Source organism: Terrabacter sp. P2_E3 (assembly GCF_056403915.1).
This window is the reverse complement of record NZ_JBFUEN010000003.1, coordinates 345599-359658: the sequence shown is the minus strand read 5'-3', so window position 1 is coordinate 359658 and position 14060 is coordinate 345599. Positions and strand designations below refer to the sequence as shown.

Genomic DNA, 14060 nt, shown 5'->3' with positions numbered 1-14060 from the left:
GTGACGAGGTGAGACCGCGCTTCGGGCCTCGCGGCCCGATCCGCGGTGTTCAATGGGCACCATGTCGTCTCGCCCACTCCACATCACCTTCGTGTGCAGCGGCAACATCTGCAGGTCTCCCATGGGTCACGTGATCCTCCAGCGCCTCGTCGACGACGCCGGCATCGCCGAGGACGTCCGGGTCAGCTCGAGCGGCACCGGCGACTGGCACGTCGGCGAGCACGCCGACCCGCGCACCGTCGAGGTCCTCGCCGAGCACGGCTACGACGGCTCACGGCACCGGGCCCGAGAGTTCGACCCCGACGAGTTCGACGACCTCGACCTCGTCCTCGCCTCGGACGAGGGACACGTGCGCACGTTGCAGCGGCTCGCCCGCACCCCGCACAACCGCAGCAAGATCCGGCTCGTGCGCGAGTTCGACCCCGAGGCCGTCGCCGCCGGCACCCTCGAGACCGGAGACCCGTGGTACGGCGGGGCCGAGCACTTCGCCCGGTGTTTCGCAGAGGTGGAGGCGGCCTGTCATGGCATCCTTCACCACGTCAGGGACCAGCTGGACGGCCGGCTGGCCGGACGCGCACACTCCCAGCACGACACGGAGCAGCCCTGACCCGATGCGAGACCTGAATCTGACTGTGCCCGACTATCCCTATGGTTCCCCGTGCTGGGTCGACCTGCTCGTCAGCGACGTCCCCCGCGCCCAGACGTTCTACAGCGAGCTCTTCGGCTGGCGCTGGCTGGCCGGCGACCCCGCGACCGGCGGCTACACGATGGCGCTCCTCGACGGCCACCCCGTCGCCGGCATCAGCCGCAAGCCCGAGACGGCGGCGATCCCCAGCCAGTGGACGACCTACCTCCGCGTCGGCGACATCGACGTCGCGGCGCGAGCCATCCACGCCTACGGCGGACGCACCCTCGGACGGCCCGTCTCCATCGGCGCCCTGTCCCGCACCCTCATCGCCGTCGACCCCGGCGGCTCGTACTTCGGCGTCTGGGAGCCCGGTGACCTGCCGGGCAGCGGCATCCTCGACGAGCCCGGGTCGCTCACGTGGAACGAGCTGCTCACCCGCGACTACGAGATGGTGCAGAACTTCCAGTTCGGCGTCTTCGGCCACGAGTTCACCGACGAGACCGAAGCCGGCGGCCCACGCTGGGCGACGGCGCACACCGGCGACGGCAACCCGGCCTACGGCCTCGCGGAGATCGACGGCGAGTGGCCGGCCGAGATCCCGCCGCACTGGGTGGCGTCCTTCGCGACGCGCAACGTCGTGCCGGGCCTGGCGCGTGCGCTCGACCTCGGCGCGACGCTGCTCCAGGGCCCGTTCGACGGGCCGTACGGGATGGGTGCGGTGCTGAGCGGCCCTGAGGGAGAAGTGTTCTCGCTCCTCGTCCCCGACCTCGACTGACCACGACACCAACACACCAGGAGCCACCCGTGCCCGTCCACGAGGAGTCCTTCGCACCCGGAACGCCGTGCTGGGCCGACGTCATGGTCGACGACCTCGACCGTGCCCGCGACTTCTACGGCAGCCTCTTCGGCTGGACCTTCGAGGACCTCCCGCCCGAGGCCGGCGGCTACGTCATGGCCCGCAAGGACGGCCACGTCGTCGCCGGCGCATGGCCAAGAACCCGGACGACCCGGGCCAGGTCAGCGCGTGGACCGTCTACCTCTCGACCGACGACGTCGACGCCACGGCGGAGCGCGCCCGGGCGGCGGGCGGCGTCTTCTTCCTCGGGCCGATGGACGTCCTGCAGGTGGGTCGCCTCGCCGTCGGCGCCGACCCGGCAGGGGCCGCCTACGGCCTGTGGCAGGCCAAGGAGCACACGGGCACCGACCTCGTCGACGAGCCCGGGTCCCTCTGCTGGGCCGAGTCGATGAGCCGCAGCTACGAGGCGAGCAAGGCCTTCTACTCCGACGTCTTCGGCTACCGCCTGCAGGAGATCGGCGAGGGCGGCTTCCAGTACTCCGTCGCGACGCTCGACGGCGACAAGCCCGTCGGTGGCATCGGCGCCATCCCCGACGCGGCACCGGCCGACGTGCCGTCGCACTGGATGGCCTACTTCGCGGTCGCCGACGCCGACGCGGCGGCCGACCGGGTCACGGCCCTCGGCGGCACCGTCATGCAGCCGCCCTTCGACACCCCCTACGGCCGGATGGCCCTCGTCGCGGGCCCCCAGGGCGAGACGTTCTCCGTCATGCAGCTCCCCGAGCAGCGCGCCACCGACTGAGGTCCCCGCGGACCGAGGGCGTATGCCGCCGGGCCCGGACCGCGCGGCACCCACCGACCGCGCCGGACGGCATACGAACCACTCCGCGCGCTCTGGGAGGATGTCGGCATGGCTTCGCTCGCTGACGCAACCCCGCCCATCGCGCTCGGGGCGCTCGACGGTCGCTACCGCGGCGCCGTCGCGCCGCTCGTCGACCACCTGTCGGAGGCGGCGCTCAACCGGCAGCGCGTGCACGTCGAGATCGAGTGGCTCATCCACCAGACGAGCCACGGCGTCGTGCCGGGCGTGCGGCAGCTCACCGACGACGAGATCGCTGCGCTGCGAGCCGTCGTCGACGACTTCGGCACCGACGAGGTCGCCGAGCTCGGCGAGATCGAGCGAGTCACCGTCCACGACGTCAAGGCCGTCGAGTACTTCCTCAAGAAGCGCCTCACGGCGATCGCCCCGGCCGACGAGGACAAGGGTCTCGCCGAGCTGATCCACTTCGGCTGCACGAGCGAGGACATCAACAACCTCTCCTACGCCCTCATGGTCAAGGGCGCCGTCGAGCAGGTGTGGCTGCCCCGGGCGCAGGCCCTCGTCGCGCAGGTCTCCGAGATGGCGCGCGAGCTCAAGGACGTGCCGCTGCTCGCGCACACCCACGGCCAGCCCGCGACACCCACGACGATGGGCAAGGAGCTCGCCGTGCTCGCGCACCGCCTCGGCCGGCAGCTGCGCCGCATCGATGGGCAGGAGTACCTCGGCAAGTTCAACGGCGCGACCGGCACGTTCGGTGCGCACGCGCTCGCGCTGCCCGACGTCGACTGGCCCGCGGTGTCGCGCGCCTTCGTCGAGGGACTGGGCCTCACGTGGAACCCGCTGACGACGCAGATCGAGAGCCACGACTGGCAGGCCGAGCTCTATGCCGACGTCGCGCGCTTCAACCGCATCCTGCACAACCTCTGCACCGACGTGTGGACCTACATCTCGATGGGCTACTTCGCGCAGGTGCGCGGCCAGGGCACGGTCGGCTCGTCAACGATGCCGCACAAGGTCAACCCGATCCGCTTCGAGAACGCCGAGGCCAACCTCGAGGTGAGCAACGCCCTGCTCGACGTGCTCGGCGGCACGCTCGTGCAGAGCCGCCTCCAGCGCGACCTCACCGACTCGAGCATGCAGCGCAACATCGGCACGGCCTTCGGTCACTCGATGCTCGCGCTCGACAACGTCGCCCGCGGCCTCGCCGGTCTCGACGCCGTGCCGGAGCGCATGGCAGCCGACCTCGAGGCCAACTGGGAGGTGCTCGGCGAGCCCATCCAGTCGGCGATGAGGGCCCTTGGTGCACAGGGGGTTCCGGGCATGGAGGAGCCCTACGAGCGGCTCAAGGAGCTGACTCGCGGCCGCCGCATCGACGGTGACGACCTCCGCGAGTTCGTCCGAGGGCTGGGGCTGCCCGCCGACGTCGAGGCCCGCTTCGTGGCCCTGACGCCGCAGACCTACACGGCCCTCGCGAGCCGGCTCGTCGACGACTACCTCGCCTGAGGGCATACGCCCGCGGGCCCGCACGACACAGCAGACTCCGCCCCGGCCGGCTGCACACGCGTGCGACGGCGCCGGGGCGCAGCTTGCTGTGTCCTCGTGGCCGGGCTCAGCTGCGTGGCCGGTCGAGCCGCTCGGCGGCGTCGCGGAGCACCTGGGCGACACGCGAGCCGAACCGCTCCCCCGGGGTCGGCTCGGTCTCGACCTGCCGGCGCAGGGCGTCGGCCTCCGCCTGCGCCGCGGCCCTGACCTCGGGGTCCTCGGACTCGAGCCGGGCGGCGAGCGCCGCCACCTCGCGCACGGCGTCGCCGACCGCGGCCACCGCCGCAGCGGGTGACGCCGTCAGCTCCTCGGGTGTGCGCCCGGTGCGCTGGGCGACCCACCGCGTCCCGGGGCCGTATGCCGTGTCGTCGGGTTCGTCGCTCACGGGATCCCTGCCTTCGCTGCGAGGAAAGCCGCTCGGATCTCTTCCCACCGGGCCTGCTGTTCCGCCTGCACCTGCGCCACCGTCAGATCGGGCGCGAACACCCCGGACGGCATCGCATAGAAGACACCGATCGGTCTGGAGCGCAGCTCGCCCGGGATGGCGATGTTCGACCCGGTCCACATGATCGACGGAAGGTGGGCCAGCAGCGCGTCGACCCAGGCAGCCGGTTCCAGCCCGCGGTTCTGGCGGAAGAACGTGCGCAGGGCGCCGTGGAAGTCGCCGGTCCCAGTGGTGAGTCCGTCCTGCACGAGTCTGAACCGCTCGAGTGAGAGTGAGGCAACGTGCCCCTGCGCCCCGATCTGGGTGCCTTCCTCCACCGGACCGCCCTGGACGAGGATCGGGTCCCTCGTGATGCGCCACAGGATCCCGTTGGTTGGGCTGCGCAGGGACTCGAGGAGGGAGATCCATCCGAGCGCCTGCCTCAGATCCTGCCGGCTCGTCTCGACCGCGTGGTGGAGCACCTCGTAGCCGATCGAGACCGGGAGCCACTCGTGCTGGCCGGCCCGGACGTCGCGGATCTGGCCCGCCACCCAGGTCCGAGCCGTCTGGTCGCGCTCGAGCTCGGCGCGGAACTCGTCGTAGGACACGGCTCCCACGGTCAAACCCTGGACGAACGCGCGGAAGGCCTCGAGGGGACCCGCACTCGTCACCACTCCGTGGACGAGGACCGAGACAGGGTTGCTCGGCCACGGCTCGAACGATCCGTACCCCGTTCCACCGCTGGAGCTGTAGCGGATGCTCCGGACCTTGGTGAGCAGGTCGCTGTCACCCGTGCCGGTCAGGCGGCCAGTGCCGAGGGATCGCAGCTGCGAGGCGGTGCGTGACCCGAGCGAGGTGAGGAACCTACGACGGACCGGGTGGGGTGCCGACATGTTCTCGAAGGCGTAGGACCGGAACGCATCCGAGTCTGCGCCTCCGCGCCGGTCGACGCCGGCCTCGAAGAAGCTCAGCAGGGCGGCGTGGTTGGTGCCGGAGCCGAGCACTTCCGAGGGCTGGAGCGCATCCGCCGTGAAGTCGGCCGCACTCCAGACCGGCCCTTCGGCGCCCTCGATCGGCTTGGCCCTGGTCGGCTCGATGAACCGAGCCATCCAGCTCTGGACGACGAGCCCGGTCTGCTCGAGCCCCTTCACCGGGAGCGACGCCCGGATCTGGCCGATCTGCTGGGCTCGGTCGCCCTCGCCGAAGATCGTGAAGAGGCGGTCCAGCGTCGACGCGATGGAGCGCTCACTCGACTCGAGGGCGTTGTCGTCCGGTGCGGCGGTCTGGTGCGTCGTGTCCCGGCTGGCGGCGTCGAACTGGCCGACGAGCCGGCTCGCCTCGGCGTCGGCCGTGGCCGCATCGCCGCGCAGGTTGATGATGAGGTTGCGGGCCTCGGAGCGAAGATCCGGGTCGGAGGGCTCGTCGGCGGCCAGCCTGCGGTTCCACTCGACGATGAGGTCCGGGATCGTCGTCGGGGTGGACGCCACCATCAGGTGCGCGCCCGAGCCGTTGCGTTCGAACCAGAGCCGGTGCGCCTCGTGGGCGGCGCTGAAGCGCACAGTCGTGCCGAGCTCGGTGTCGTCGTTGTGGCCGCCCTCGTCCGGGTTGCCGCCGATCCCCATGCGCGCCAACAGCGCCCGCCCGCGCTCGGCGAGGAAGCCGATGACCCGGTCCATCGCGGCATACACGACCGCCTGCATGCGGGTGATGACGTCGGCGATCTCGCCGGGCAGCCCACCGAGGTGGCAGAGGCCGGCGAGGAAGTCGATGACGGGCGGGATGAGCGAGGCGAGGGAGCGCTCGACGGCGGCGGCCAGGCCGCCGATGTTGCCGGCGATGACGTCGGCCATCCCGTTGACGATCGCCTCGACGAACCGGAAGATCCGCGCCGCGTTGCGGAAGATCCACGAGCACACCTGGTAGATGAGGTCGATGGCCTGGGCGATGGCGCCGACCGGGTTGAGCATCCCGATGACACGGACGACGACCTGCTGGATGAGCGTCTCGACGAGGTACTGCACCGCCGCGTCGAGGATCATGGTGACGATGTTCTCGGGGGTCAGCTGCTCCTTGACGAGCTCGACGAGCCCCTCGGGGCCGCGCTCGATGAGGACCGAGACGAGCTGCCAGGCGGCCTCGATGACGTCGACCGCCGTGGGCCCGATGTGCCGCACGAGGATCTCGCGGACGCGCGGCCACGTGACGCCCATGAGCTGGAGCGCGAAGGAGAAGAGCGAGCGCGCCGAGAAGTCGCGCGGCATCGGGATCGGGGTCTCGAGCCCGGAGAAGAGCCAGTCCCAGAAGCCGTGCAGCACGTGGGTGCCGAAGTGGTCGAAGAACTGCTCGAAGCCCTGCTTGACGCCGGCGACGAGGTTGTTGATGAAGTTCTCGGGGTCGTCGGCAATGTCGGAGATGACCTGCTCGATGCGGGCGATCAACGCCCAGAAGGCTGCCGGCGGGATCCCGACGAGACGCAGCAGACCGTTGATGATGGCGCGGACCGGGTCGTCGATGAACTCCTCGATGGCCGCGACGACCCGACCGATGAGGCCGCCGGCCTCGTCCCGGCGGGCCTGTGCCTCGGCGTGCACCTCGTTGACCGCCTGGACGGCTCGCTGCGACACGTCACGCACGAAGCTCGTCTGGGCGTCGGTGACTCTCTGGCTGAGGCCGTCGAGCATGCCGGAGAACCGCGCCCGCTCCTGCGCCGCCCACTCGGGGAACTCCGCCTCCATGGCCCGGAAGGCCGTGTCGATGTCGTCGCGCGCGTGGTTGATGACGGCCTGCGCTGCGGCGACGACGCCGTTGACGTCGCTCGAGATGTCGGTGAGCAGGGTGCAGACGCCGTCGCCGAACTCGCGCTCGGCGCGGTTGTACTCGTCCGTCACCCAGTCGGGCAGGCCGCCGATGTAGTCGCCGACGGCGAGGATCGCGCCACCGACGCCGGAGTGCCGGTCGTCGATCCAGCGCTTGACCCGGTCGAGCGTGTCGTGGAAGTCCTGCGAGAGCCGGGCGAGGCCGGCGTCCCAGCGGGCGATCGCGGTGCGGCTCAGCGGCTCGAGCAGGGCGTTGACCTGCGTCTGCGCCTGGTCGTAGATGCCTTGGGCGCGGGCCGAGACCGACTCGCGGGTCTGCTCCTCGGAGGTGACCATGCCACCCTGCGCGCCACCGACGGCGCCGACGGTGCCGGACCGCGACGCCCGCATCGCAGCGACCGCCTGCTGCTGCAGCGCCGCCATGTCGCCCTGCGCGGTGTCGATGGCCTGCTGCTGCTCGGCCTGGATCTGCTGCGGCGTCCGCGCCGCAGCCTCCCCGAGCTCGCCCCGCGCCGCGCGCGCCTCGGCAAACGGTCCGTCCGGGATCTCCTGCGTGACCCGGGTGTCGATGCCCGCGTCGGCGATGCGCTGGTCGGTGGCGGCGACATCGGCGTCGAGTGAGGTGTTCTCCGGCGGGATCGGGTCAGGGGCGGCACCCGCGGCGTCGACGCCCATCCCCGGGGACGTCGGCGAGGGGGCGGCGATCGGGGTCGGGGTCAGCGCGGGCGTCCCCGCGGGAGGTGAGCCCATCGCGTCGTAGCTGCTGCCCACCTCCGCGGTCTGCGTCTCCACGGAACCCGTGATCGTGGCACCGGCCGCCTGGGCCTCGTGGGTGGGGTCGGTCTCGAGGAGCTGGTCCTCGTCCTCGGGCCGGTTCTCGCGGATCGCCGTCCGGATGCGCTCGCAGAGGGCGACGATCTCGGGGCTCGGAGCGGGCCGCTCGCCGAGCTCGGCGGCGAGCTCCTCCCGGGCGCGGGCCGCCGTCTCCGCAGCCGGCTCGGTGACGGCCCCGCGGGAGTCGGCGACGTTGGCGTCGGCCGTGGGCAGGTCGCGCGCCGCGCCGGCCGCGCTCCGCGCCCCGCCGGCCACCGACCCTCCGCGAGCCGTGGCCGCGGGGGTCAGGGTCGTGGGCGGCTCGGGCATGATCAGCTCGACCACCGCCGGGGCAGCCTCCCCCTCCGCCGTCGGCTCCCCCGCGCCACCGCCGGGTATGCCGTCCGCCGCGGTCCCTGCGTCGGCGCCCGCCGCGCCCGCCCCGGCCACCGCCGCGGTGGCCTGCTCCGCGGTCTCACCGGTCGCGGGCGCCTCACCCGTGCGCGCGGCCGCCCCTTCGGCGACCGTGCTCGGCGAGGCGGGCTCCGGGACGGTGGCCGGCACCACGGTCGTGTCGGCCGGGGGTGCCGCCGGGGTGGGCGGGGCGGGTGGCACGAGGGGTGCGGACTCTCCGGTGACGGCGCCGAAGAGGCCGCCCAGCGCGGCCCTGATCGCGGCGTCGAGCACGGCGAGCATCTCGGGGCTGTCGACGCCGTAGACGCCGGGCGCGAGGAAGAGGTCGGCGTCGGTGACGAACGCGGGCGCGCCTGCGACGGGGGAGTCCGGGTGGACACGGATGCCGCTGACGTCGACGCCGAGCAGTCCCCGGTAGACCTCGGCCACGCGAGGCGTGAGTGGAAGTCCCGGCGGTGTGGCGTCGCCCGGCAGGTGGATCGTCGCCTGCGCACCGCTCCGGGGCGCGTCGACGCCCTCGGGCGCCGACCAGCCGGCCTCCGCCGGGAGGGGTCGCAGGTCGACGCCGAGCGTCGTCCCGCGGAGCGTCACGGCCGGGCCCGCCAGGGGCTGCTCGGGCGCCCAGCCCTCGACCCGCCAGGTCGCCTCACCGAGGTTCAGGCCCAGCAGCCCCACCCGCGCGCGCATCTCGACGCTGCCGTCGAGCGACCCGTCGGACCGGAAGCCGGCGTGCCCCGTCAGCTCGGTGAAGGGCCCCCGTCCGCTGAGCACCACCGCGCCACCGTCGACGCCCCACTCGGCCTGCACGGCCGACAGGCCGCCGGCGGTCGTGGCCGGGTCGAGCACGACGACGGCTGCCTCGGCGCCACCACCGGCAGGTCGCGGCACGGTCCCGAGCACGGGAGCGCCGTCCCCGGTCGGTGACCGCGGCGCCACGGCATCCCGCGGCGACCGCGTCGAACCGGCCCCGGCCCGCTCGGCGTCCGGGCCGGGACCCGGTCCCGCCCGTGTCATGACCGGCGTGCTCACCGCGGCACCGTCCGCCCCGCCTTCTCGAACTGGCGACGGATGCCGTCGAGCAGGTGCGCGGTCGTGACGACCCGACCGTTCGACGCGGCGAGGTAGGCCGCATCGAGCGTCGCGTCGCGGATCTGCGCGCCGGTCAGGGGGAAGCGGCGCGCGAGGTCGCGCAGGTCGATCGCCGGATCCATCGGCAGCGACGCGGGGGCCACTGCGGCCCAGAGCCGCTCGCGCTCACCCGGCCCGGGCTCGGGGAACTCGACCATGACGTGGATGCGCCGCTGGAAGGCCGTGTCGATGTTGGCGAGCAGGTTGGAGGTGAGGACGACGATGCCGGGGTGCTGCTCGACCCGGGACAGCAGGTAGGACACCTCCTGGTTGGCGTAGCGGTCGTGTGCGTCGCCGACCTCGGTGCGCGCCCCGAAGACGGCGTCCGCCTCGTCGAAGACGAGGACGCACCGCTCGCGCGCCGCCCGCTCGAAGACCTTGGCGAGGGCCTTCTCCGTCTCCCCGATGTACTTCGACACGAGCGCCGAGAGGTCGACGAGGTATGCCGGGAGGCCGGCCGACGCTGCCAGCGCCGCGGCCGTCATCGTCTTCCCGGTGCCCGGCGGCCCGTGGAAGAGGGCGATGAGACCGCTGGCGTTGTCGTGGTGGGCGCCGAAGCCCCAGTCGTCGACGACGGTGTCACGCTGGGCGATCCGGGCCGCGAGGTCGTCGACGCGAGTGCGAGCGGCGGCGGGCAGGACGACGTCGGCCAGCGTGTGGACGGTCGTGAGCGGGCGCGCCGGGAAGTCCGACGACGCGACGGGCACCTCGGCGGGGAGGCCGAGCAGCCAGGCCGCGAGCGACGGGTCGGGACGCAGCGCCCCGGACAGGTCGCCGGGCGGGTCGAGGGACAGCAGCCCCCGCGCGCGCAGCCGGCCCTGCGACGAGAGCAGGACGGTGGCGTCGAGCCGCCCGCGGAACGACCGGGCGACGAGGGTGCGGGCCACCTCGCCGGTCAGGCCGACGACGGACGGGCGATCCGTGAGGGCGCCGTAGCTCACGGCGAAGCGCTCGTCGGCGTGAGGTGCGACCGCGGCCACGAGGATGACCGCCTCGGCGGCTGACAGTCCGGTGAGCGTGACGAGCTCGGCGAGTGGACCCACCCCGCCGAAGCGGTCGAGCGAGGGCAGTCCCTCACCGTCGCCCTCGATGCCGAGCGGTCGCCCCGCGGGGCCACCCCGCCGCTCCTCGATGCGCACGGCCACGAGCGCGTCGAGGATCTCGAAGGCCGCCCGCAGCTCGGCGACCTCCGGCGACCCGCCCGCGGCCCGGGAGGTCCCGGACAGCGGCTCGGGCCCGGCTCTCACCGGAACCTCACGGTGACCGGCGGGGACCACGGCAGCTTGAGCAGGCCGACCGGGAAGGGCAGGCGCGGCAGGAGCACGTCGAGCGGGTGGGTCGCGGCGGTGAGCAGCACCGGGTCGCGGTCGGTGTCGAGCAGTCCGGCGCGCACGATCCAGGACGCCCGCACGAAGGGCTCGCTCGACCGCTCGAAGCCCGGCAGCAGCCCCGCGAAGCCGGCGAGCACGCCGTCCGCGGACTCGGCGATCTCGCGGGCTCCGCTGAGCGGCATACGTGCTCGGGGCTCGACGCCGACGCCGGGTGCCCGCCCGGCGAGGAGGCGGACGAGCGGGTCGTCGGCGAGCGTCGGGTCGTCGGGATCGACGACGGCGGCGAGCGCCAGCTCGCGCACGTCGACCGGGTCGAGCCGGGGATGCAGCGCCTCGGCACGACGGCAGTGGTCGGCGAGCCACGGGTAGAGCAGCACGAGGCCGGCCGCCCGGGTCAGGTCGGCGAGCACGACAGGCGCACCGCCCTCGGGCGCGACCTGGGCGACGGCCGCGAGCCAGGCGAGCACCTCGGCCTCACGGACGGGGCGCGGCGTCGTCGCGGGCGCCACGGCCACCGGCGTCGGTGCGTCGCCGGTCGACGCGTCGTCCGGCGCAGGTGCGTCAGGCGGCTGGGCCGGGTCCGACAGGGACCCTGACGGCGTCGTGTCCGCCGCGGCTGCAGGGCCTGAACGTGCCTGCGGCGCAAGGGCCCTCTCGATCGTGCCGACCAAGGCTCTCCACTCAGCGTCGCCGAGCCGCGGGCGGGCCGACGCCGCCACCTGGGGGTCGGCGAGGGCGAGCACGGCGGAGGGAAGCGCTGCGGGACGCGGACCGGCCGTTGCCGTCCAGAGCCTCGCCGCGGTGGCGACGTCGACCGGCGACGGCCTCGAGCCCGGCCCCCGGGACGTGTCCGCATCGCCATCCCGCGCGACGACGTCGCGACGCCCGCCTCCGTCGGCGAGCAGCTGCGTGCGGATCGCCTCGGCCCACAACACCGCGAGCGTCTCGTCGTCGTAGTCGTCGACGGACAGGTCGAGCGTCACGGCCACGTGCTCGAGACGGACGTCGCCGACGTCGGCCAGGGCCCGGTCCAGGGCCGCAGGCAGCGTCGTGGCCGCGACGCGCGCGAGTCGTGGCGCGCCCGGCCCGCGCAGGCGCAGCACGTCGACGGCCACGTCGGTCACGGCACCAGGCCCCCGAGGTCACGCAGCTGCGCGTCGAGCTGCCGACCGACGTCCTTCGGGACGCCCGCGGCCTTGACGAGGGTCCGGAGCGTGCCGAGGACCTCGAGCGTCGCCGCCGTCAGGGCGGCGGGTTCGAGCGTCTCGACCGCCTCCTCCGGCGTGTCCGGTGGGGCCACCGCCTGCGCGAGTGCGGCGTGGGCGCGGTCGGCCGCGGCGGCATACCTGCTGAAGCTGCGGTTGCGCGGGTTGGGCAGCGACCGCAGCGCGTCCACGGTCGTGCGCGCGAAGTCGGCGACCCCCTGGGCCAGCTCGCGGTCGACCTGCCCGGACGGCTTGACGACGACGCCGCCGATCCCACCGATCCCACCAATCCCACCGACGCCCGGACCGCTGATCACTCCCCCGCCGCCGGGGCCGCCGATGACGCCGCCGCCGACGTGCGTGCCGATGTTCGGGTCGATGGCGATGACGCCGCCGCCACCCACCTTCGGGTCGAGCTTGATGCCGTCGCCGAACTTCGAGATGACCTCGACCTTGCCGGCGAGGACGTCGATCTGGTTCTGCACCGTGTCGATCCGCTTGATGCCGGACTCGAGGTCGCCGAGGCGGTTCGTGATGGTCACCGCGTCGAAGCTGCCGCGGAACGACGTGAAGTCGGTCTGGAGCGTCGAGATCGAGCCGCCGAGCCCGGCGACCGACTGGTCGAGCTGGCCGAGGCGGGTCTCGAAACCGGTCGACAGGCCGCGCAGCTCGGTCGCCGCCGCCATCGCCTCGGTCGCGGCGCCCACGGCCGCCGGCAGCGCCGAGCCCACGGTCCGGACGTTCTGCACCGTCGGGACGCGGCCCGTCGAGACGACGACGCCGTTCGCGTCGGTGCCGAGCACGACGGAGTCCGAGGCCGCGAAGCCACCGGCGGGCGCGTAGCCGTCGAGGGTCATGACGTCCCCGGCCGACATGACGCGGACGTCGGCGATGGCTCCCTGCCCCGTGATGAAGCCGCCGAGCACCGTCCTGACGTCGTTCGCGTCGTGGCCGAGGAAGTCGGTGAGCGGGAACTCCTGCTCGCCGAGCACGTCGATGGGCTGCCGCTCGTAGACGACGTCGGGCCGCTCCCACGTCTTGATCGGCGGGTTCCAGACCGGCTCGCGCGGGTCGAAGACCCACGTGTGCCGCCACTTGTCGGGAATCTCCTTGGGCGGGAAGACGATCTTGACGCACCGGTCGCCGACGCGGATGGAGCCGACGGGGCAGGCGATGGGCGGCTTGGGATCGCCGACCGGCGCTGGGTCGGGCGGTGCGAAGCCGGTGAGGAGCGCCTCGACCTCGTCGCGGAAGGCACCCGCCGGGTCGGTGCACGACCCGCCGAGGAAGGCCTCGGTGAACCCCCGCGGCGGCTCCCACGCGTGCCGGTAGGCGCAGTCGAAGACCCACACGCCCGCCACCTGGTGCACCGAGCCGAGGACGACACCCGGTCGCGTCGTGTCGCGGTCCCACGTGAGGGCCAGCAGGGCGCGGACCCGCAGCAGGTCGAGGGTCGCGAAGAGCACCATGTTGAGCCAGCCGCACTTGTAGCCCCGGATGCCTGCCGCGTCCGTGCTTGCGATCGACGTGGCCTGGAGCCTGGCGATGAGGGTGGGGTCGACGAGGGGCGAGGTGCCGTTCGTCAGCCGGGCGGCGATGGCGTTGCGCAGGGTCGGGTAGGAGTTGATCGGCGACGAGTCGAGCGCGAGCCGGATCGGCTCGACGCTGAGCAGCGGCTCGGCCGCGAAGTCCATCCGCGTGCCGGTCACCCGACCGGCGACGACACGCAGCGCGACCCCACGCGTGTGCAGCTCGGCGTGCCCGGCGCAGCCCGACTCGCCGCAGTCCGGGGTGGGCTCGATCGCGTCGGTGGACTCGAGGACGACGCTGAACCCTTCGGCCGTGGCATCGACGAAGTCATAGGTCACCGACTCGGCGACGGGCGGCAGGGGCAGCGTCTGCTCCACCCCGAGGAGCAGCGGCTCACCGCGCTGGTCGATCGCGAGCCCGGGCCCGACCGCCAAGGTCGTCGGCGTCGAGACCGTGCCCCCGAGCCCGGCGTTGACGCCGAAGCCGACCAGGCGCCCGACGAGGCGGTCGCGCTGGTGGAGGAAGTCCCTGAGGTCGTTGAGCTCGGCCTCGGTGAGGGTCTGGCCGTCCACGAAGACGGGGTACTGGTTGTCTGCCATCGCTGGTTTCCCTT

At 73.2% G+C, this 14060-nt stretch carries 9 protein-coding genes and 1 pseudogene; 5 read left to right on the top strand and 5 right to left on the bottom strand.

Translation table 11 applies throughout. From position 1 onward, the window contains the following. The first annotated feature begins 61 nt into the window (after nucleotides 1–61). The 5 genes and pseudogenes from AC1DW8_RS04935 to purB all read left to right on the top strand — a co-directional run bounded on the left by AC1DW8_RS04935 (nucleotide 62) and on the right by purB (nucleotide 3747). On the top strand, nucleotides 62–607 hold the full coding sequence (locus tag AC1DW8_RS04935; RefSeq protein WP_478092321.1) for a low molecular weight protein-tyrosine-phosphatase: 546 nt from the start codon (nucleotides 62–64) through the stop codon (nucleotides 605–607). 25 nt (nucleotides 608–632) lie between these two features. After that, nucleotides 633–1403, top strand: a complete 771-nt coding sequence (locus AC1DW8_RS04930; RefSeq protein WP_082619625.1) for a VOC family protein — start codon at nucleotides 633–635, stop codon at nucleotides 1401–1403. A gap of 83 nt (nucleotides 1404–1486) precedes the next feature. Next, nucleotides 1487–1570, top strand: a pseudogene (locus tag AC1DW8_RS04925) (VOC family protein); the annotation flags it as partial. Between the two features lie 44 nt (nucleotides 1571–1614). Continuing rightward, a complete protein-coding gene (locus AC1DW8_RS04920) occupies nucleotides 1615–2226 on the top strand; it encodes a VOC family protein (RefSeq protein WP_478092319.1) in 612 nt (203 codons plus the stop codon). Between the two features lie 108 nt (nucleotides 2227–2334). Then, nucleotides 2335–3747 carry an adenylosuccinate lyase gene (gene purB / locus AC1DW8_RS04915; protein ID WP_478092317.1) on the top strand — a complete coding sequence of 471 codons (1413 nt, stop codon included), beginning with the start codon at nucleotides 2335–2337 and terminating at the stop codon, nucleotides 3745–3747. A gap of 106 nt (nucleotides 3748–3853) precedes the next feature. Here purB and AC1DW8_RS04910 read toward each other — a convergent pair whose 3' ends face one another. From AC1DW8_RS04910 to AC1DW8_RS04890, 5 genes are read right to left on the bottom strand one after another with little or no spacing between them, the layout of a single operon-like run. Further along, a complete protein-coding gene (locus AC1DW8_RS04910) occupies nucleotides 3854–4171 on the bottom strand; it encodes a hypothetical protein (RefSeq protein ID WP_056826074.1) in 318 nt (105 codons plus the stop codon). Continuing rightward, on the bottom strand, nucleotides 4168–9282 hold the full coding sequence (locus AC1DW8_RS04905; protein WP_478092315.1) for a phage tail protein: 5115 nt from the start codon (nucleotides 9280–9282) through the stop codon (nucleotides 4168–4170). The genes AC1DW8_RS04910 and AC1DW8_RS04905 overlap by 4 nt, the downstream gene beginning before the upstream one ends. Next, on the bottom strand, nucleotides 9279–10628 hold the full coding sequence (locus AC1DW8_RS04900) for an ATP-binding protein (RefSeq protein ID WP_478092313.1): 1350 nt from the start codon (nucleotides 10626–10628) through the stop codon (nucleotides 9279–9281). Before AC1DW8_RS04900 ends, AC1DW8_RS04905 begins: the two co-directional genes overlap by 4 nt. Further along, entirely contained in the window at nucleotides 10625–11836 is a 1212-nt protein-coding gene (locus AC1DW8_RS04895) for a contractile injection system tape measure protein (RefSeq protein ID WP_478092311.1), read from the bottom strand. The genes AC1DW8_RS04900 and AC1DW8_RS04895 overlap by 4 nt, the downstream gene beginning before the upstream one ends. After that, the gene (locus tag AC1DW8_RS04890; RefSeq protein WP_478092310.1) at nucleotides 11833–14046 is read right to left on the bottom strand and encodes a hypothetical protein; all 2214 of its coding nucleotides are present in this window, start codon (nucleotides 14044–14046) and stop codon (nucleotides 11833–11835) included. Before AC1DW8_RS04890 ends, AC1DW8_RS04895 begins: the two co-directional genes overlap by 4 nt. Nucleotides 14047–14060: the final 14 nt, after the last annotated feature.

What these genes read in the sequence shown, in the direction of transcription:
- AC1DW8_RS04920 (WP_478092319.1), top strand. Translation starts at nt 1,615, where the DNA reads ATGGCCAAGAACCCGGACGACCCGGGCCAGGTCAGCGCGTGGACCGTC.
- AC1DW8_RS04890 (WP_478092310.1), bottom strand. Translation starts at nt 14,046, where the DNA reads ATGGCAGACAACCAGTACCCCGTCTTCGTGGACGGCCAGACCCTCACC.
- AC1DW8_RS04935 (WP_478092321.1), top strand. Translation starts at nt 62, where the DNA reads ATGTCGTCTCGCCCACTCCACATCACCTTCGTGTGCAGCGGCAACATC.
- purB (WP_478092317.1), top strand. Translation starts at nt 2,335, where the DNA reads ATGGCTTCGCTCGCTGACGCAACCCCGCCCATCGCGCTCGGGGCGCTC.